We start from the raw sequence: 20,888 nt of genomic DNA, 5'->3' as shown, positions 1-20,888 counted from the left end.
AGGGTCACCTGCATCCTTCATGGCAGCGCCTGCACTGGCACGCGCAGGCCACCATCAATCACCCTCAGGGACAGTCCGGAAGTGAAATCGTCACGCGATACATTGCGCTCCACCGGGTGATGCAGCTTCTTCTTGTTGCCCGTATAGGGCCCCACGGTGTCCTGAGCGGCCAGGCCATAAGGCGTTGGGAGTTCGGCCGGACCGACCGCGCTGGATAGCTGCGCCAGAAGGCCATCGTCGATACCGAAGGCCGATGGGCGCGCACCAGTGATGCTGGCCCGGGTCGTTGTTGCGGTGCTGGACAGCACGTAGTTGCCCGCATCCGCTCCGCTCAATTGCAGGCCGGTCACCGAAACAGTCTTGCCGTTGGCGACGCTGGGATCAAAGAAGTTCGCCGCCAGCTTCCCGATCTGTACCAGGTCACCCGTGAGGATGTCCTGACTGCCAAGCGTTACCGTGTCGTACGTATTGCCGTCGAACATTTTGTCCGTGCCCGTGGCATTCACGACAACGGTCTTGGGCGTGATGGTAAGCGTGTCGGTACCACCGACCAGTGTGTAGTTGCTGCCCAAGCCGCCATTGCTGCCGTTGGACAATGCCAGCGAACCTAGGTCGGCGAACGCCTTGTTGTTGCCCACGCTCCTATCGCCCACATGGCCCGTGCCGCCCAGGTTCACCGTCTGGCCGTTCAGGCCCGTCAGCACGCCATTCGCACCGAACAAGTCCGCACCCGCGTTCACCGAGCCGTCGTACACACGCGTGCCATTGAGGCTAAGCACATAAGGTGTGATGTCGGCCGTGGTCGTGGTCGTCGTGTTGGCAAGCGTGTAGTTACCGGCGTCAGCACCGGCTTTGGTAAGGCCGCCGACCGTCACCGTTTTGCCATTGGCGGCATTAGCGTCGGAGAAATTTGCCGAGCCAAAACCGAAGCTCACCGCGTCACCGGCAATCAATCCATTGCCACTGAGTGTGGTCACAGTGGCGCCCGCCGTGGTGTCGTACACCTTGTTCGCCGCAGTCGCGGTCACGTCGATCAACTTGGGTGTCACGTTGGCGGTGATGCCAGTGGCCGTGGTGAAGTCGTAGTTACCTGCATCGGCGCCGCCGATGGTCATGTTCGTGGTCACGGCCTTGCTGTTGCCCACATTCTTGTCGGCGAACGTACCTTGGCTCGCGTTGTTCAGCGCGACCTGATCGCCGCCCACCAAGCCCACCAGGCTCGCACCGGTGAGGCCGGCGATCACGGTGCCGTCGTACACGCGATCATTTGCGGTCGCCGTCGCGCCCAGCGCCTTGGGCGTGATGGTGAGCGTGTCGGTGCCGCCGACCAGTGTGTAGTTACTACCGAGGCCGCCATTGCTGCCATTCGACAGCGCCAGCGATCCGAGGTTGGCGAACGCCTTGTTGCTGCCCACGTTCTTGTCGCCTACGTGGCCGGCACCACCCAGATTCACCGTTTGGCCGTTCAAACCGGCCAACACGCCATTGGCACCGAACAGGCTGGCGTCGGCGTTCACTGTGCCGTCGTATACACGCGTGCCGTTGAGGTTCAACACGTACGGGGTGATGTTGGCAGTGGTCGTGGCCGTCGTGCCGCTGAGCTGATAGTTACCCGCGTCTGCGCCGCCCAGCGTCAGGCCATTGACCGTTACCGTCTTGCCGTTCGCTGCATTGGCATCGGCGAAAGTTGCTGCACCCGAACCGTAGGTCAGTGTGTCGCCCGCGATCGTTCCGTTGCCGGTGAGAGACGCCACCGTTGCCGCATCCGTGGTGTCGTACACCTTGTTGTTCGCCGTGGCGGTTACGCTGATGATCTTGGGCGTGATGGTGAGCGTATCGGTACCGCCAACCAGCGTGTAGTTGCTGCCCAAGCCGCCATTGCTGCCGTTGGACAACGCCAGCGAACCCAGGTCGGCGAACGCCTTGTTGTTGCCCACGTTCTTGTCGCCTACGTGGCCAGTGCCGCCCAAGCTCACCGTCTGGCCGTTCAAGCCGGCCAGCACGCCAGCGGTGCCAAACAGCGAGGCATCGGCATTCACCGTGCCGTCGTAGACGCGCGTACCGTTGAGGTTAAGCACGTACGGCGTGATGTTGGCGGTGGTCGTGGTCGTCGTGTTGGCAAGCGTGTAGTTGCCCGCATCCGTGCCGCCCAGTGTCAGCCCATTGACCGTCACCGTCTTGCCGTTCGCCGCGTTGGCATCGGCGAAGGTTGCCGCGCCCGAACCGTAGCTCAGCGCGTCACCGGCGATGATGCCGTTACCCGTCAGCGTGTCTATCGTCGCCGCATCCGAGGTGTCGTACACCTTGTTGTTCGCCGTGGCGGTTACGTTGATGGTCTTGGGCGTGATGGTGAGCGTGTCGGTGCCGCCGACCAGCGTGTAGTTGCTGCCGAGGCCGCCATTGCTGCCATCGGACAGCGTCAACGAACCCAGATCAGCGAACGCCTTGTTGTTGCCTACGTTCTTGTCGCCTACGTGGCCGGCACCACCCAGATTCACCGTTTGGCCGTTCAAACCGGCCAACACGCCATTGGCACCGAACAGGCTGGCGTCGGCGTTCACTGTGCCGTCGTATACACGCGTGCCGTTGAGGTTCAACACGTACGGGGTGATGTTGGCAGTGGTCGTGGCCGTCGTGCCGCTGAGCTGATAGTTACCCGCGTCTGCGCCGCCCAGCGTCAGGCCATTGACCGTTACCGTCTTGCCGTTCGCTGCATTGGCATCGGCGAAAGTTGCTGCACCCGAACCGTAGGTCAGTGTGTCGCCCGCGATCGTTCCGTTGCCTGTGAGAGACGCCACCGCTGCGGCATCCGTGGTGTCATACACCTTATTGTTCGCCGTGGCGGTCACGCTGATGGTCTTGGGCGTGATGGTGAGCGTGTCGGTACCACCGATCAGCGTGTAGTTGCTGCCGAGGCCGCCATTGCTGCCATCGGACAACGCCAGTGAACCTAAGTCGGCGAACGCCTTGTTGTTGCCCACGTTCTTGTCGCCCACGTGGCCAGTGCCGCCCAAGCTCACCGTCTGGCCATTCAGGCCGGTAAGCACACCACCTGTGCCGAACAGCGAGGCATCAGCATTCACCGTGCCGTCGTAGACCCGTGTGCTGTTGAGGTCAAGCACGTACGGCGTCACCGTATACGAAACATTGCCGATGACGTAGTTACTGGCGATGCCGCCGTTGCCGCCATTGCCAAGGCCGAGGCCGTCGCCGGCCTGCCAGGCATGGTTGTACGTGCCTGCATTCGAACTGGCGAGCGTGTAAGGACCATTGAGCGTCACCGTTTCGCCATTGACGCCTGCCAGGGTGCCGCCGCCATTGAAGGTACCGACACCTGCCTGATTGGTGGTGTCATAGACGCGCGAACCACTCAGGTTCAGCACCACCGGGGTGATGTTGCCGCCGGCTGTTGCCGTGGTGTTGATGAGGTTGTAGTTGCCCGCATCGGTACCACCCACCGAAATGCCCTGGACATTGATCGTGTACGAGCCCACGTCCTTGCCGCCGTAGCTTGCGGAGGTATCGGCGTAGGTCAGGTTGTCGCCCGCCACGCCATCGCTACCCAGGGTCACGGACGCGGAGGTATTGCCGTCGTAGACCTTGTTGCTGCCGACGGCGCCCACCGTAAGGTCGCGCTTGGTGATATCCGCGGTGGACGTGCCATTGGTGAAAACGTAGTTGCCGGCGTCCGCACCGGACACGCCCATGGCACCCGTCACGGTCTTGCCGGTGCCAACGTTTTTGTCGGCGAAGTTGCCCGCCGCCGGATTGGTCAGGCTGACGTCATCACCCGCGACCAGGCCACTGGTCAGCGAACCATTGGCATCCACGAGAGCGGCGTTGCTGAGCGAGTCGCCCGTGTTGCCGTCGTAGACCTTGTTGCTTGCGTCAAACGTGGCCGTCAATGGACGCGGCGTGATGGTGAGCTTGGCACTGTTCAACTGATAGTTGCTGGCCAGGTCGCCGCTCGAGCCGTTGGACAAAGCCAGCGTTCCGAAGGCAACACCCTTGCCGTTGCCAACGTTCTTGTCCGCCGCAGAACCAATCCCCGACAGCGTCAGTGTTTCGCCGTTGACGCCCGTCGACAGCACGCCGTTGCTACTGAACAGTGCATAGCCAGCGCCCACGGTGCCGTCGTACAGGCGCGAACCGGTCAGATTGATCAGGTAAGGCGTGATGTTCGCCGTCGTGGTGGCACTGGTATTGAACGTGTAGTTGTTCGCATCGGCACCGCCGGCCGTAATGTTGTTGACGGTGATGGTCTTGCCGTTGGCGACATTCGCATCGCTGAACGCCACCGAATTGCTGGCGAAGTTGATCGTGTCACCGGTGAGCACGCCGGCGCCGGCCAGCGTCAGGCCGGGATCATTGGTGTTGCCGTCGTAGACCTTGTTCTTGCCGGTCGCCGACACGGTGATGGCAAGGGGCGTGATGTTGGCGGTGGCTGTGCCATTGGTGAAGATGTAGTTGCCCGCATCGGTGCCGGTGATGCCCATGGCGCCCGTGACCGTCTTGCCGTTGCCCGCGTTCTTGTTGTTGAAATTGCCGGCCGTCGGATTGGTCAAGTTGACGCTGTCCCCGGCGACCAGGCCGCTGCTGGTCGAGCCGTTGTCGGCCACGAGCGCGGCATTGCTCAGCGTGTCGGTGGTATTGCCGTCATAGACCTTGTTGCTCGCGTCGAAGGTGGCCGTCAACGGGCGCGGTGTAATCGTCACCCAGTCGGTACCGCCGACCAGCGTGTAGTTGCTGGCGAGTCCACCGTTCGAACCATCGGCGAGCTGCAGCGAGCCCAAGCTGTTGAAGCTCCACTTGCTGCCGACGTTCTTGCTGGACAAGGTGCCGCTGCCGTTCAACCCCAGCGTTTCGCCATTGACGCCCTGCAACGGACCAAACAGCGATGCATTGGCGTTGGATGTGCCGTCATAGATGCGCGTAGCCGTCAGGTTGAGCACCAGCGGCGTGATGACGCCATTCGTGCCAAAACCCGTCGTCGGAAGAATGTAGTTGGCCAAGTTGGTGCCGCCATTGGCGACGAAATCCGACGTCACCAAGGTGGACTCCACGCCCAACCCGGTACCCGCGTTCTTGGTCACGTAGCTCGCCGTCGCCGACTGCGGAACGCTTGCACCATCGGTGCCCACGAAGCCCTGAAGCTGATAGTCGCCAGCGGTCAACGTGGCCGAGTTCGTGCCGTCGTACACCTTGGTCGGGCTGCCAGTGATGATGGCCGTCAGCGGTGCGGGATTGATCGTCGCCGTCAATCCGGCCGGTTGGTTCAACTGGTAATTGCCTGCGTCCGTACCGGTCAGCGTGAAGCCGCTCGTGGTCACGGCCAGGTTGGTGCCGGCATTGGCGGTAACGAACGTGGCGCCCTGCCCGCTGGTGTCGAATCCAACGGTGTCGCTGCCGAGCACGCCGTTGAGTGCCGCCGATCCACTGACGGTGAGTGTCGCGGCGTTGTTGCCGTTGTAGGTCTTGTTGTTGGCGGTCACGCCCGACAATGTCAGGGTGGCTTTGTTGATATCGGCGAACAGACCCGTAAGCGGTTGCAACAGATAGTTCGATGCCTGACCGCCGGTGAGGGCGAAGCCGCTGGCGGTCACCGCCAGGCTCGTGCCGACGTTCTTCTGCGCAAAGTTGGCCGATGCACCGCTCACATCCAGCGACACGTTACCCACGTCCGCACTGACCAGTCCCGCCAGGCCCGCCGCAGCGGTATTGAGCGTGTCCTTGGTGGTGGTGTCGTAGATCTTGCCGGTCGCGTATACGCCAGTGATATACAGCGGCGCCTGGGTGATGGTGCCAGCGCCACTGGCCGAGTAGACCAGCGTGTAGTTGCTGAGCTTGGTATTGGCGTTCGTCACATAGTTGCCCGGCGCCAGTACCGCCGTGACAGTGCGCGCACCAGCATTGATCGAGTCGTATTGTGCTGTCGCCGTGGGATTGATCGAGCCACCTTCGCCGGTTGCCGTCGCCCAGCCAGTGACACTGAAATTGGACGAGGTCAGCGCCGCATCGATACTGCCGTTGTAGACCTTGGTCGGGTTGCCGATGATGCTGACGATCAACGGGGCGGGCGTGATATTGCCCACCCCGAGGGACGGCGCAGCCAACGTGTAGTTGTTGAGGTTCGTGCTGCCCTGTCCGGACAGGTCGCTCATATGGAGCGTGGCCGACAGCGGAATGTTGGTGCCCACATCCGACTGGCCAAACGTGCCCTGGATGCTGGCGCCGCTGTTCACTGTGGCGTTGTCGCCGCCGACAAAGCCGCTCAAGAGGAAGTTGGCTGCACCCAGCGTGATGTAGACGGTGCCGTCATAAACCTTGGAGGCGCCGGTGATGCCCGCCGTGATTACCTGCCCGGAAAGCGGCGCGGGGACAATGGTGCCCGAGCCGGTCCAGGCGACGGGAAGAATGTAATTGGATAGCAACGTGCCGTTGCCCGCGGTGAAGTCGCCCGCCGGCAGGTTGCCGGCAGTCACCTTCCAGGCACCTGCATTCGCATTCGCATAGGTGCCCGACTCGGTGCCGCTGAAGCTGGCCGTGATGCTCTGCCCGGGCAGCAGCCCCTGCAGCAGCAGGTTGGACGCGCTCAACGATGCATTGGTGTTGCCGTCGTAGGTCTTGGTCGGGTTGCCGACGATCTGGCCGATAAGCTGCAACGGATCGATCTTGCCCAGACCGGAGCCGACGACGGTGCTGGCAAAGGTGTAGTTGGACATCGACGTGCCGGAAGCCGGCGTGAAATCCGATGGCTGCAGCGTTGCCGTCACATCGATATTCGAGCCGGCATTGGGCGTAGCGTAGGACGCCGAGCTTTGGAACACCGTCGCGTGCTGCGAACCGACGAAGCCGGTGATATTGAAATTCCCCTGCCCCAGCGTCACGGCCTGAGTGCCGTCATAGGTCTTCTCAGGCGTCCCGGTCATGCTGATGGTCAGCAGCGCTGGCGTGATGTTGGCGTACAGCGTCGGCTGTATCAGCGTGTAGTTGGCAGCGGCCGTGCCGCCAAGGCCGAAACCGCTGGTGCTGACCGCGAGGTTGTTGCCCACGTCCGACTGGCTGAAGTTCCCTGTGGCGCCAGCGCTGCTGAGCGTGACGTTATCGGTGCCCACCACACCGAACAACGATCCCGAGCCCGTGTTGAGCGTCGCGGTGGTGGTGCCGTCGTAGGTCTTGTTCGACGCCGTGACCTGACTGATGGTCAACGCCTTGGGCGTGATATTGGCAGTGAGTCCGCTAGGCGCGACCAGGTAGTAGTTGCCGGCCTTGTTGCCCGTCAGCTGAGCGGCACCGGTGCCGACACTAACGGCGATGCCATTGCCCACGTTGGACTGCGCGAAAGCGCCGGTCAGCAGACCATAGTTGAGCGATACCTGCCCCACGTCCGGCTGAATGATGCCGTAGAGCGAGGCGCCACTGGTGACCAGTGATGCATCCGCAGTGCCGCTGTACACCTTGTTGCTCGCCAGCAGTCCACTGATCAGCAACGGCGCCTGGTTGATGTAGCCCAGCCCGGTGGCCGCCGTAGGCAGGATGTAGTTGGAAAGGCTGGTGCCGTTGTTGGCGTTGAAGTTGGTGACCGAGAAGGTGGCGTTCACCTGCTGCGATCCCGCGCTGGAACCGGCATAGGCGACCGAGCTTGGCTGCGATACCGCCGCACCCTGGCCACTCACGAAGCCATCGATCTCGTAATTGGACGAGCCCAGCGTGGCCGTCGTGGTGCCGTCGTAGATCTTGGTCGGCGTGTCGATGATCTTCGCGGTCAACTGAGCAGGCGTAATCGCACCAACGGCGGCCGAGATTGGCGAGCCGCCGAGCGCGTAGCCGTACACCGGTATGCCGCCGTTGGTGATCACGAAACTGCCGATTGCTCCCGGCGAGGTGACGGTGATGCCGTTACCGACATTGACCGACGCGTAGCTGCCGCCCGTCGCCGAGCTGATCGCATCCCCGCCCAGCAGGCCGGTGGCGTTGAAGTTGGCGCCCGCGAAGCTGGCCGCTGCGGTGTTGTCGTACACCTTGCTGACCGTGCCGGTCAGCCCGCCGATCGTCAGCGTCGGCGCCACGCTGTAGAGCAGCCCGTTGCCGCTCGCGGCCAGCGTCGAGCCTTGCGTGGCGTTGTATTGGATGTAGTTCGGGGTAATGCCGCCCAACGTGTTCGCCGCGGGATTGACGGTGTACAGCATCCACTTGGCGCCCAGCGCCGAGGACGAGCCGTTGTTGACGAAGGCGCCCGTGTTGATCGTGGCGCCGCTACCCGCGGACACGCTGCCCGTGCCGGCGATGGTGAGCTTGCCGGTGTTGCCGCCGTTGCCGTAACCCGTGTTGAGTGCCACGCCGCCATTCGAACCGGTGATGGCCGCGTTGACGTTGATGTTGCGGTAAGCATCCAACGTGAGCGTGGCGGCGGAATTCCAGTTGATCGCCGCATTGACGTTGATGTCGCCGCTGCCTGCAACGGCATTGCCCAGGCCCGATGAACCAGTCGACGTGGTCTGCTCGGTAACGCTGGTTCCACCGTTCAACGTATTGGAGATGGTGGTGGCAGCGGCGCCGTCGATAGTCAGGTCGACCGGATCGACCAACCACGTGCCCCCTTTGCCGTAAGCCGAAGCTGCCGTGATATGCGCGTCACCCGCCAGAACAAAATGCGCCGCGGAGGTTTCGATGGTGCCGCCATTGCCGCCTTGCGGAGCACTGGCGTCCAGAGTGCCGCCCACCTGCACAGTGCCGGCCTCCATGCCGCCGAGCAGTGTGATGGTGCCATCGTGTTCGGCCACGCTGTGCGCCTGCACCGTGCCCGTGTTGTTGACTACGCTGTCGATCAGTGACGCACGCGCGCCCGCCGTCATCAGCACACTGCCGCCGTCGGCGACGATCAACTGACGGTTTTCGACCAGGCTGCGGACCGTGTTCTCGTTCACCACCAGATGCATCAGGTGGTTGTCCTTGAAGGTCAGCGTCATGGCAGTGCCGCCGCCCAGGGCCACGGTGCCCAACTGCGCACGGATAACGCCCTGGTTCGAGACCTGATTGCCCAGCAGCGCCACGTAACCGCCCGGCGCCGCAGAGATACTTCCCTGGTTCACCACCTTGCCGCGACCGTTGCCAGCGAAACGCACGTTGTCCGTGCCCAGCGTGCTGTCGTCCAGATCTAGCGTGGACGCCACGATGCCACCGACATTCACCTGAGCGCCCTTGCCGAACAGGACGCCGTTGGGATTGATCAGCCATACCTGCCCGTTGGCATTGAGATGGCCTTCGATGTCGCTGGCGGTATTGCCAAGAATCCGGTTGACCGCAATGGAGCTGGTGCCGGGCTGCTGGAAATTCACCGTCTGTCCCGCGCCCACATCAAAACTCTGCCAGTTGAGCGACAACGTCTGGCTGTTCTGCTGAATGGTGGTGACGTTGCCGGACTGCTGGATCTGCCCCGAACCCGCCACGACCTGCCCGCCCGTGGGCGCGACACCTGCCCAGGCAAGACCGGTCATTCCCAGCGATACCGACAGCAGCGAAAGCATGAGGGGCGTGCGTGCCGCCGCGCCGCGGCGAGTGACGCCGACGGCCTTGCCCTTCGCCAGCTCGGAGGCCGGAACCCATGCGCGCAGTGCGCGATTCCAACAGAGTCGATAGATATGGTTCATGGCGAAGCGCGTCCTGTTCTTCAACAAAGAAAAATACGGACACACAGAGCCACTGCCCGGCCATCGCAGATGGTCAGGAAACAGTCGTCAAGGAGAACTCCTGCTGCGAAAAAACGTGCAACGCCCGTCGCCCCGATTCCACTGAAAGCGGAAAGGCGTTGCCGCATACGCTATGCGATGTCGAAGGCAACCGACGTCGTCGTTTGCCGTGTTCCCCTGTTTCTCGGTGGTGGGTCTAAGGCCCCTGTGAATCCGTTTCCAATCGTCGATGCGCACCGCTATGGGGTGCCATCAATCGCCAGCAAATCCTTCCGCGTGACAGCAGATCGAGCCGAGGGTGGCAATCAGACGTATCGGTCGACGGCAAGCATGGTAAGTGAGACTCAGGTCACACAAAAGATCCAAGGGCAGGACTCTACGTCACGCCTGACGCGACGACTGGGCCTTTGTCCAAAGCGAGTCGGCAAATGGCGCGAGTGTCATGACGATGCGAAACGCCCCGCCCTTATCGCTGCCGACATGCGCGCGACAGTGCGCGATGCTTTGCCGGAGGGAGCGCCTCTTCTATCGCGCGAGGGCGATCAATCCTCTTCACTACCGCTACCGGCCTGTGCACTCGACCGGAACATCGTGGGCGTCACGCCTGTGCGCTCACGGAACGCAGTGGTGAAGTTGCAGGCACTTCGAAAGCCGACCTGTTCGGCGATGTCCTGCATGCTCATGCGCGAGTCGGCAAGCAGCTCGCGGCCGCGACGCAGCCGCTCTTCCCTGATCCAGTGAAACACCGTCACCCCAAGCTGCTCGCGAAAAATCACCGATAGCCGCTTGCCGTGCGTCCCCGCCTTGCCGGCGATCTCCGCCAGCGAAGGCAACCCGGCGAGATTGGCATGAATGAAGCGCATGGCCGCCCGCAGCGTCACCTCGTCCGGTGATAACAGGGCATCCGGCTCCGTCGGCGCTTCGGCACTGGCGGCACGGGAACTCAGCTTCAGGTGGATGCGTACTCGCGCCAGTACTTCCATGGGCAGGCACGGCTTGAGAATGTAATCCACTCCGCCGTTGACCAATCCTTCCAAACGTTCCCCGTCGGCATTGGCCGAGCTGAGGAAAATGACGGGTATGTCCTGCGTGCGGGGGTTCGCCTTCAGCATGCGGCAAACCGCGAAGCCGTCCTGGCCCGGCATGCGCACGTCCAGCAGGATGAGGTCAGGCCGCAGCGCCTGCGCGCGTTGATAACCCTGTTGCGGATCCGTGGCGAGATTGACGCGTATCGACTCCGCGCGCAGCAACTCCGTCACCGCGCGAATGCCTTCCGGGTGATCGTCGATGATCAGTACAAACGGCTGGTTCTGCGCCAACGCACGATTCCCCTTGAACACCCGCCCCGTCGCCGGCAACGGACGACCCGCTGCACGTTATAGACGCTTCCGGGCGCTCCGGCAAAGGTGCCGTACCTTCCGGCAAAAGATCGTCCCACCCAGCGCGACTACCCTAGCCCAAGGGGTGCATTTCCGGCGCCATGGTCGCGCCGCGAAGGACGCAGCAATGAACGAAGCAGACAATCTGCTGGATCTTTACCTGTACACGGTAGTCGTCGAAGCAGGCGGTTTCTCGGCGGCCGCGCGCCAGTCCGGAACCACCAAGTCGCGTCTGAGCAGACGCGTCATCGAGCTGGAAAAACGCCTGGGTGCGCGCCTGCTGCATCGGGATGCCCGACGCTTCTCCATGACGCCCATGGGCGAACAGGTCTACCGTCACGCCCTGCACCTTCGTGACGCTGCCCAGGCTGTGGCGGCAACAGCCAAAGGCGCACTGGGCGGACATGTCCGTATCCATGCCAGCGACGCGCTGCTTGGTCTGGTGAGCGGCATGCTTGACGCGTTCAATACCCAACATCCCGATACGCGCCTGAACGTGATGCTGAGTGGAAACGGTTGGCACGCGTTGCTCAACCACCACACCGACGTGGCGCTCCATGCGGGCACCGATCTTCCGGACAGCGCCGATATCGTGGCGCACCCGCTGGGCGCTCTACGGCAGGTCGTGGTGGCCAGCCCTCGCCTGCTAGCGCAAGCAGGCCGACCCGATAGCCCTGGCTCGATACCCGATCAACAGCTTATCGAGTTGGTTGGTTGGGAGCCCGCAAAGTTGTCGGTATCCCACGGCCGCCGATCATCGCCACGCTTTGCCAGCAACCAGGTGAGCTCGCTCATGGCCGCCGCACGCGCCGGGCTGGGCTTTGCCTGTCTGCCGCTCTATCTGTGCCATGACGATATTCGACAAGGGCAACTTCAGGTCGCCTGCCCGACCGACGCCATGCCAATACGGCCCTTATATGCACTGACGCGACAGCGCGAAGCCGCAGGCCATGCCACGCACGACATGATCCGATTTATCCGCAAGCACCTTGAAAAGGCATCCATCGCGGGCGTTGAGCCAGCCGCGATCATGGCCTGACGCCTTCGAGGATACGGCGCACGATATCTTGGATGTGAGCGGGCATCACGAAGGCAGCGCATCAAGCCGGCTCACGACAACCTGCAACAACAGGCGAACGCTGATGGGCTTGATGAGCACGGCGTCGAAATCCAGGTCTGGCTCGCAGCCGGCAGGACGACGAGGCGGCGCAGCGGAACAGAGCACCACGGGCAAATCCGGCTGCGTCCTTCGCAGTGCATCCAGCAGCACCCATCCATTCATGCCATCCATGTACTGATCGGTGATCACCATGGCCGGCGGGTGCTCCTCGATGATCGCCAGGGCTTCGTTGCCGTCACCGGCCGGGAAGCTCGCAAAGCCGTAGCTATCGAGCAGATCGCAGATCATGTCGCGATTCTGCTGCTGGTCATCCACGACGACGATGACCCGGCCGCGGCCATCGAGGCTCTCGTCCATGGGGTCGTCATCCAGCAGATTGGAGGTCGCTTCCGACTCGTCCGCCAGGTCGAATGTCACCACAAAGATGAACTCGCTGCCGCCGGTCGCCAATTGACGCACATCGAGTCTGGAGCGCATGCGATCCAGCCACTGCGCGACGATCGACAGGCCAAGTCCGCTGCCTTCCCGATGTTCGACATTTGCGCCGCGTACAAACGGTTTCATCAGGGAGTCGATCTCTTCAGACGCAAGGCCGATGCCGTTATCCCTAACCGTGAAGCGCACGCGCACGCGCTCCTCTTCGTGCGCATCCACGCTGACATCGAATTCGACAAGCCCTTCGTGAGTGAACTTGGCCGCATTGCCCAGCAGGTTCGTGAGCACCTGCCGCAACCGTCGAAAATCGACCTTGATCAGGATGGGAAGGCGCTCATCAAAGCGATAGACGAACCGATTCGATCCTCGTTCGGCCATCAACCATGCCTGCGCCGCAACTTCCGTCAGGAAGGCATGCAAATAGCCTCCCGTCTCCTCCAGCTCCGCACCGGCATGCTCGTCCTGCGCAAATTCCAGCAAGTCATCGATCAAAGCGATTTGCTGCCATACGCTTTGTTCGATGATGCGGGGGTAGTCGCGCTTGGCGTCACCGGCACGCCACCGGTTGACGCATTCGATGATGTTGGAGAGCGGCGACCGCAGGTCGTGGCTGATCCTCGCCAGCAGATCATTGCGCGCATGAAGCGCGGCCCGGAGCTGAGCCGTGCGGCGCTCCACGATCTGCTCAAGTTGCCGGGTCCTGGCAATCAGGGCACTGCTTCGCCAGCGCCACATCAGAACGATGGCTATAAACACGATGGGAAGTACCAGCAGTGCTGTCCATGGGGACTGCCACCAGGGCGCCGTCAACACAAACGCCCAGGCCTCGGGGGCAGATATGCGCCCTCGATTCAAATCGATGGCCTGCACCTCGAAACGAAACGTACCGGAACTAGGCAGCAGGTAACTGACGGTGCTGTCGTTGGTTTCCCGCCAATCCTTGTCCACGCCCTCCAGGCGGTAACGATAACGAACCGGATTCCCTGTGCTGTTACCGAGTACAGCCACGCGCAACGAGAGGGTCTTGCCCTCCTCGAATCGCGCCGACGGCGTAGAGAAGAGATCGCCCTCGCCATAGTCCGCCGCAATAACCTTGGCATGCCACGCTGGCGGTGCGAGCAGTCGAGCGGGATCGATCAGATGCGATAGACCAGCCTTCGAATTGATCCATACCGAACCGTCGGTTTCGGCATGAAAAGCCATCACACCCGACTCATCCAAAAGCAAACCATCCCGTGAGGCCAAGCGCGACCAGCGGGTGCCATCGAAGATATCCAGGCCCATGGGGCTCCCCACCCAGAGCCATCCTCGTGCGTCAGTTTCGAGAAAATCCAACCTCGACACGTCGCGCAACGCATCTCTGCCCACCGGCTGCATGACCAGATCGTCGGAGGCAGTTGCTTCTCCCACGAGTAGCTCGGCGTGTGATGTTCCGACCCACAACCTGCCGTCTGGTGTAATGGTGATGCTCTCGTAGCCGTCGGCATTGTTCACGGGTTGCACGACGACGTGATTCCACACGCCGTCATGGCGATAGATCCCCGTATTGCAGGCCGCCCACATGTAACCGGCATGGTCTTCCGCCACGCCGAAACAGCTCGTGCCAGGCAGCAAACCTTCGTCGTGCGTCACCGCTGCCGTCTCTGGATTCAGAACATCGATACCGCCCTGTGTATAGATCCAGAAGTCGCCCGAGCGACTCGTCTTGACCCCTCGGATGTAGCTTTTCAGGCTGACCACCGGCGACGTTCGGGTTTCACCGGGCCGGCGTCGCGTGATCCGGCCATCGAAGTGAAACGTCCACACAGAGCCGTCCTTCGCGGTTCGCTTCATATGCGCCTGCCCCGGGGGTAGCGAGGTCAAAGGCCATCGGCGACTGCGCTGGTCACCCGGACCCGATGGAAGCTCACCATCGTCGGGAGTCCAGAGGGTAAGCGCGTCCACACGACTCAGCGCCGCGGGCTCCGGCCCATCCCATCCTTGCCAGGAACTCCAGTTCTCGACGAAGCGGCTTGCACTCCAATGCACGACGCCCCAGCCGTCGTTTCCTATCCACAGGCTGCCATCGCGGTCGGTGAGCAGCGTGGATACTGGTTGGATGGGCACCGGCATGAGCCCAAAGGCATTGCCGAAAACTCTCCAGCCGTTGCCATCCAGGCGCAAAAGACCTGTCTTGGTGCCGATGACCAAGCTCCCTCGCGCATCTTCCGCCAGCAAGCCGCTGGCTCCGTCCAACCATGACTGCCCTGCGGGAATGTCTTGCTGGATAAAGGCATTCGCCCCCGGCGCCCGGCGAAGCACCGTGCCCTGACCTAGCGCCCACAAGCTGCCATCACGTGCCGATAAGAGGCCCTGCCAATGACTCGGGCGCACACCCTCACCAGCGCCAAAATGGCTTACCAACCCCTGGTTAAGGCGGCACAATCCGTCGCCACAGCCAAACCAGATGGCATCTCCCTGCACCGTTACCGTGCTAACCCGATTCAGCGTCGGATCTTCCTGGCGCTGCTTTCGAGAAAACATAGGCCGCACCCGCCAGCCTTCGCTACCCTTCCGAGTCACAACCAGCAACTGGTGCTCACTGACCACCAACAGCCTGTCGTCAGACTGCACGACAAATGTCTGACCGCGATCGGCCACTAAGGGCATGCCCCCAGGATTGAATGCGGAGAACCGCCCCTGCTGGCGCACCTGCATACCCGCAAGCGTCGCGACCCAGAAATCGCCAGAGCTGCCTTCAGCCATGCCGATGACCTCGGCGGACTGAAACCCCTGTGCATTCCCCATTTGCAGAAAGCTTGAGCCATCGAACACATACAGGCCCGTGCTCGTGCCAACCCAAACGAACCCGGCGTGATCCTGATAGAGGGTTCGTACTTCCTGCTTATCCAGGCCGACGTCCCGACCTAGCATGGCAACAGGCAATTGCACGGCAAGGGTCGCGTGCGTGCTTAGTAAGCTCCACGCCAGGAAGAACAACAACGCGAAGCTTCGCCCTCGCCCAGGCCGGAGGCGCCTGACGAACTGTCGTTCAGATCGGTTCGTGACAACGCTGCACATTCCTGCCGACAAGCTCCGCCTTGAATGTCCCGAAATTCACAGTAGTTAAAAACCTGCTCGCCCCAGGAGATGTCTCCCTAGCTGGATCCGTATATGGCCCCCCCCCTTCGCCAAGCATCGCTTAGCTCTAGCGTTCATGTCGAATGCACACGGACGCTAGGGCACGGGGCCCTTGCAGAGGGAGTCCATAGTACGGACATATCGCCCGATGACGTTCAGCCATGGCAGCCGCCCAAATCCCAACGCAGACGTGGCGAATTGCGGTGCTTCGAGGCATGGGCGTGCTTCCAGTACAAACATATGACCGCTCCTGGCCGATTCCGGCACATGGGCCAACGCTGATCAAGACCCTGGCGCGCCGATCACGATCCATGGGTTCGACTGATCAACTTCGTCGGTGTGCGTACTCACCACTTGGCACTAACCATTGAGTCGCACCTGGAAAAACCAAGACGTAAGAACCCAAAAGCAATGCCATAGCCAAGACTATTGCCCTTGCGCACGCATCGTCGCGTTTTGATTCCACGTAGTGACTTAGCCATCCGGACCGGTGTGCGTATGGAGCAGACCGAAACCCATGCCCGACTCGCGCACTTCTTCTTCCACGCGTAGAACATCGCCCTGGCAATCCCCGTGTGCCGACAGACGTCGGCAACCACCGTTCCGGACTCCGCCAGCCGCCCAGCTGTCGCAAATCAGACTGATTCCGTCCAGTGGTCTTGCAACATGCGCCTTAGCCGCCCAATCGCCTGTTTGTGCAACTGGGACACGCGGCCTTTGGTGACCTCCATGCGCTCAGCCAGTTGGATAAATGGCAGGTGATGGTAGTAGTGCAAAACGAGTATCAGGCGCTCTCGTTCTGGAAGCGCAGCAACGCAATCAGCCAGCAACGCGTCTCGCTGCCTCTCCTCAGTCACCGCATAGGCATCCGGTTGAAGGGATGCCAAGGGTAGCGACTGGGCTTCAAGTAAAACGCCCAATCCAAGCCCGACAGCGGTCGCAACGAAAGCCTCCAGAGGGTCAACCGGCACATCATCCTGAATCGACTCCACCCGCTCCCGGACGACCTCGTTCCGCGCCTCTCTTCCGACAATTCGTTCCGGGCCTTGCCGCAACAGCCTCAACCCGTTGAAAACACAACCGCGCACGCGATAACGCGCGTAGAGCTCGAAATCAATGCCCCGCGCGGGGTCGAACCGGTCGATGGACTCCAGCAAGCCCACCAGTGCGTTCTGCGCGCAGTCCTCCCACATACCGGAGAGACCGTAAACGCGACGATAGATGGACCGGGCGATCTGGCGCGCCCAGTCCGAGTGTCTGGCCACCAGCTCGCCTCTGGCCACGTGGTCCTGGCCACCCCTCCAGCGCTCCCAAAGCTGGTGTTCGTGTGCGTCCAATACTCGACGCCAGTCAGTGGTAGCTACTAAGCAGCGCCTGGGCAAGAAGTGCCCAGCCATTGACCAGAAGGAAAAGCAGGATCTTAAGAGGCAGGCTTATCGTTGTGGGTGGAAGCATGATCATGCCAAGCGCCATCAAGATCGCCGCAACGACCAGATCGATCAACAAGAACGGAAGGAAGATGACGAAGCCGATCTGGAAGGCCGTGCGCAACTCGCTCAGCATGAAAGCGGGAATAAGCTGGAGGGCCCCAACCTCGTCGATTGACTTGGGCATCGGCACCTTGGCCATCTGCACCACGGCACGCAGATCCTCCTCGCGGGTCTGACGCACCATGAAATGCTTGAACGGCTCGAACCCTTTGGCGATAGCCACGTCAGCGGAAATTTCGTGTCTGCTGTAAGGCTCAACCGCGGATTGCCTGACCGCCTCGAAGACGGGATTCATCGAGAACAACGTCAGGAAGATCGCCAGCGTGAGCAGCACGCTATTGGGTGGCGTCTGCTGCAGTCCGAGCGCGTTTCTGAGCAGGGACAGCACCACGATGATTCGCGTGAAGCTTGTCAGTGCAATGACCATCAGCGGGAGAAATGCCAGCGCCGACAGCATGATGAAAGAGCGAAGTACGGGCGAGTAGTCATCGCTGGCCAGGCGACTGAAGAATCCCGGCAGCGGCTCGCTGTGAAGCATGCCGGTGGCGAACAGGCAAGCAAAGCCACAAGCCAATAGAGCCCAAGCGCGACTCTTCACGGCGAACGCTCCTGAGCTTCGCCGGCGAATGGCACCGGCAACATCTGAACCTGCGCCGTGGCACCACGAACGGATTCTACGACCACGAATTCGCGATCACCGTGTGCAAGCACGTGAACGGATGTAAAGGCTGAGATGCGCCGGGATGTCCGCAGAGACAACTCCGACCGACCACCCTGCCCTTGCCCCGTTGAGGCATGTGGCGCTATGCGGTTCAACCAGCCCTTCTTGCGAGCAAGGTAAAGGGCGGCCACCAGACAGACCAAGACCAGCACAAGCACCACCATGGCGAGCACCAGACGATCCATCGAAACGGCGGATTCCGTGCGAAACGGAATTCCGCCTGAGGCTGGCGCCGCCTGGAAGATCGCCAGCGCGATGCTTCCGCATCCGAGCATGTCAGAGGATCTCCGAGATCTTGACGCCAAACTGGTCGCCCACGGCAACTAGGTAGCCCATCGCGACAATCTTTCCATCCAGGCGAATCGCAACCGGCGCATCCATGTCCGCATCGAGCGTTACCACATCGCCCTTCGCCAGGGAGAACAGTCGATCCACCGAGACGTTCGCCTGCCCGACCACCACGTCCAGCGCGACATTGACGTGGCCAAGCAGCGAGAGATTGCGCTTGATAAGCGGGTGAACTTCGGGCGCCTCCGTTTTCGTGGTGATGGCCTCGGCGGCAACAGTATCTTCGTTCATAGGGGTGTTCCGAGTTCAGATGGAATGAGTAAGCGTGACAATGCGGGACGATTGCCCGACACCGAGTTTTGCGAGAGCCACTGCACCCGATCCAGCCGCGCGCAGCTCAACAGGCGCAGTCAACAGGGCGTCTCCGACGAGCACCTCACCGACCTGCAGGTTGTCCAGTTGCGAGAGCGAAGAGGTGCCGAGCGCGATGCAAACTTCCAAAGCAACGCTCGCACCGCCTATCGCCTGCGCACGCCCAACAAGCGTCGTCTTCTCGTGCTTTTTAGGAGGAACCAGCAGGTCCACCACCGTGCGGTCCATGGCCATGGCAAGGGTGTGACTGCCCAGCGAAAGTGTGGCCATATAGGCGCCGAGTTCTGGCCGATGACAAGCCGCTGCCGGAGCGGCAATCGCCGTGGCTGCATGGGCGCGCACCGCCGCACGCTTAGCCACCCTTGCGATCAGGTCAGCCAATGCGCGCGCGCCTATTCGCTCAGCAAGAGCGGAGGCATCGGTGCTGCCGGTGGCCGCAAGATAGGCCCCCAATGCGGCCTCACCTTGATGCGCGTGAAGCTGGAACCAGCCCTCGCCCATCCGCCAAGTGGAAACCTCGCTATCGACAGGCAGCCATTCATCGAGCGGGTACACATCGATCGCGGCGGAGGAATGCTCCAGCCACCAGTCCCTGGACCATTCGGAGACTTCCCGAGCCAGCAGTGCGTGCAGCGGTATGCGCCGCGATTCACCCAGCCAACCAAAACGCAAGGCATCGGTCATCATCCACCTCGCGTGGAATCGTAGAGCTGCTGGAGCATGTCGCTGGACACAGTCATGACACGGGAGCTCGCTTGATAACCGCGCTGAATGACGATCATGTCAGCCAGTTCCTGGGTAAGGTCCACATTCGACATCTCCAGGCTGCTGCCGTCGATCTTTCCGAAAACAGTGGAGCTCGGCTTGCCAATCTGAGCCGTCTGTGTCTGTGGCTGCAGGTACAAATTGCCCTGAATCATCGTCAGGCTCGATTCGTCCTGAAATGTCGCTAGCGCGAGCTGCGGGCCTTGCTTGGTTTCGCCATCCGCATAACTGAGCTGCAACGTCCCGGTGGAGTCAAAGCTCTCCGAACTAAGACCCACCACGCCATGGCCGTCCTTCACCTGCGCAGCTAGCGTTGCTGTTCCACCGGAGAAGGTCGTAGTACCTGACAGGCCTCCGGCCGTGCCGAAGTTGAAAGTCAGTGCCTGAGGACCAGGTCCCCAGTTGCCGGTGGCGGTTACCGTCGTGTAACCGGCCTGCAATGTTCCATCCGTACTGAAGCGGATTTCGCCGCTGCCTAGCGACTTGCCGCTACTGTCGGCAATATTGACGGCCCAGCTGCCTGTCGTCGTTGTACTGTTCGTCAGGCTGACGCTGAGCACATGCGAATTGCCCTGCGCGTCATAAACGGTCACGTTGTTCACGGTATCCGGGGTGCTCGGCACGATATTTCCCGCCATGGATATCGAAGTCGTCGCTTGCGCCGGAAGCTTCTGCAATGACGAGATATCGATCGGGCCATAGCTGCCGTTCGTGGCGTAGCCCTGAACCACGTACTGATTGACCGAATCAACCAACTGACCCTTGTCATTGAACTGGAACTGGCCGGAGCGCGTGTAGTAGGTGACACCCTGTGGGTCTTGCAGAATGAAGAAACCCTTACCATCAATGGCGACATCGGTGGCCGTGCTGGTCTGCTCGATCTGACCTTCGCTCAGATTCAGGCCGGAGCCCGCCACCTTGGAGCCATCGTCGTCCAGCACGTTCTCAAGAAACGAATCACTCCCGCGAAAGCCGGGCGTATTCATGTTGCTCACGTTATTACTGATCGTATTCAGCGTTTGGGAGAAGCTGAAAAGCCCGGAAACACTGTTGTACAGAGCCTGCATGATGCTTGGCATGGGTCAATCCTCAGGGAGTGACGAGCTGGATCTGGGACAGGCCGACATTCGTCACCACGTTGCTCGTGCCTGTGGAGATAGTCATCTGCACACCATTGCTGGTGTATTGAATGCCGGTCACCTTGCCCGTGGTCGTCGAGCCATCGGCGTTGGCGACCTGCACGGTGTGCGAGAGCAAGCCTAGCGATTGATCGGACGAGTCGAGCGTCAGAAGGTTATTGATACCGCTGACCTCCTCGCTTTGCTGTTCAATGCTCACGAACTGCGCGAGCTGCGTGAGGAACTGGCTGTTGTCCAGCGGCTGCATGGGATCCTGGAACTGCAGCTCGCTGACGAACAGCTTGATGAAATCCTGCTCGTTGATGCCCGAGCTCGACAAAGCGGATGGATCGGACGTACTCAACGAACTGCCGATGGCTTCGACGGACAT

Annotated in this window: 12 protein-coding genes; 1 reads left to right on the top strand and 11 read right to left on the bottom strand. The window is 61.5% G+C overall.

The window, feature by feature from the left end:
• Window positions 1–17 precede the first annotated feature (17 nt).
• Together DYST_RS03040 and DYST_RS03035 are read right to left on the bottom strand one after the other, a co-directional pair.
• Window positions 18–9,650 carry a YDG domain-containing protein gene (locus tag DYST_RS03040; protein ID WP_239949948.1) on the bottom strand — a complete coding sequence of 3,211 codons (9,633 nt, stop codon included), beginning with the start codon at window positions 9,648–9,650 and terminating at the stop codon, window positions 18–20.
• 581 nt (window positions 9,651–10,231) lie between these two features.
• A complete protein-coding gene (locus tag DYST_RS03035) occupies window positions 10,232–11,029 on the bottom strand; it encodes a response regulator transcription factor (RefSeq protein WP_239949946.1) in 798 nt (265 codons plus the stop codon).
• A gap of 166 nt (window positions 11,030–11,195) precedes the next feature.
• On the opposite strand from DYST_RS03035, the gene DYST_RS03030 reads away from it, so the two are divergent.
• On the top strand, window positions 11,196–12,107 hold the full coding sequence (locus DYST_RS03030) for a LysR family transcriptional regulator (protein ID WP_239949944.1): 912 nt from the start codon (window positions 11,196–11,198) through the stop codon (window positions 12,105–12,107).
• A 45-nt stretch (window positions 12,108–12,152) separates the two neighbouring features.
• Here the strand turns inward: DYST_RS03030 and DYST_RS03025 are convergent, their stop codons facing one another.
• The 9 genes from DYST_RS03025 to DYST_RS02990 all read right to left on the bottom strand — a co-directional run bounded on the left by DYST_RS03025 (window position 12,153) and on the right by DYST_RS02990 (window position 20,888).
• The gene (locus DYST_RS03025; protein WP_239949942.1) at window positions 12,153–15,554 is read right to left on the bottom strand and encodes a hybrid sensor histidine kinase/response regulator; all 3,402 of its coding nucleotides are present in this window, start codon (window positions 15,552–15,554) and stop codon (window positions 12,153–12,155) included.
• Window positions 15,555–16,090: 536 nt separating this feature from the next.
• Complete coding sequence (locus DYST_RS24255) at window positions 16,091–16,360, bottom strand: transposase (RefSeq protein ID WP_428993978.1); 270 nt, start codon at window positions 16,358–16,360, stop codon at window positions 16,091–16,093.
• Between the two features lie 18 nt (window positions 16,361–16,378).
• The gene (locus tag DYST_RS03020) at window positions 16,379–17,140 is read right to left on the bottom strand and encodes a sigma-70 family RNA polymerase sigma factor (RefSeq protein WP_275666921.1); all 762 of its coding nucleotides are present in this window, start codon (window positions 17,138–17,140) and stop codon (window positions 16,379–16,381) included.
• Window positions 17,094–17,771, bottom strand: a complete 678-nt coding sequence (fliP, locus tag DYST_RS03015; protein WP_102303342.1) for a flagellar type III secretion system pore protein FliP — start codon at window positions 17,769–17,771, stop codon at window positions 17,094–17,096. The genes DYST_RS03020 and fliP overlap by 47 nt, the downstream gene beginning before the upstream one ends.
• A gap of 56 nt (window positions 17,772–17,827) precedes the next feature.
• Window positions 17,828–18,229 (bottom strand): hypothetical protein, encoded by a 402-nt coding sequence (locus DYST_RS03010; RefSeq protein ID WP_239949939.1) that lies wholly within the window; start codon window positions 18,227–18,229, stop codon window positions 17,828–17,830.
• 1 nt (window position 18,230) lies between these two features.
• Complete coding sequence (locus tag DYST_RS03005; RefSeq protein ID WP_239949937.1) at window positions 18,231–18,533, bottom strand: FliM/FliN family flagellar motor switch protein; 303 nt, start codon at window positions 18,531–18,533, stop codon at window positions 18,231–18,233.
• Between the two features lie 15 nt (window positions 18,534–18,548).
• Complete coding sequence (locus tag DYST_RS03000; RefSeq protein WP_239949935.1) at window positions 18,549–19,301, bottom strand: hypothetical protein; 753 nt, start codon at window positions 19,299–19,301, stop codon at window positions 18,549–18,551.
• Window positions 19,298–20,458 carry a flagellar hook protein FlgE gene (locus DYST_RS02995; RefSeq protein ID WP_239949934.1) on the bottom strand — a complete coding sequence of 387 codons (1,161 nt, stop codon included), beginning with the start codon at window positions 20,456–20,458 and terminating at the stop codon, window positions 19,298–19,300. Before DYST_RS02995 ends, DYST_RS03000 begins: the two co-directional genes overlap by 4 nt.
• A 10-nt stretch (window positions 20,459–20,468) precedes the next feature.
• Window positions 20,469–20,888 carry a flagellar hook assembly protein FlgD gene (locus DYST_RS02990; RefSeq protein ID WP_239949932.1) on the bottom strand — a complete coding sequence of 140 codons (420 nt, stop codon included), beginning with the start codon at window positions 20,886–20,888 and terminating at the stop codon, window positions 20,469–20,471.

It is taken from the genome of Dyella terrae (assembly GCF_022394535.1).
In the GTDB taxonomy this organism is placed as follows: domain Bacteria; phylum Pseudomonadota; class Gammaproteobacteria; order Xanthomonadales; family Rhodanobacteraceae; genus Dyella.
Note: the sequence above shows the minus strand (reverse complement) of the source record. Positions and strands in the feature narration are given on the sequence as shown.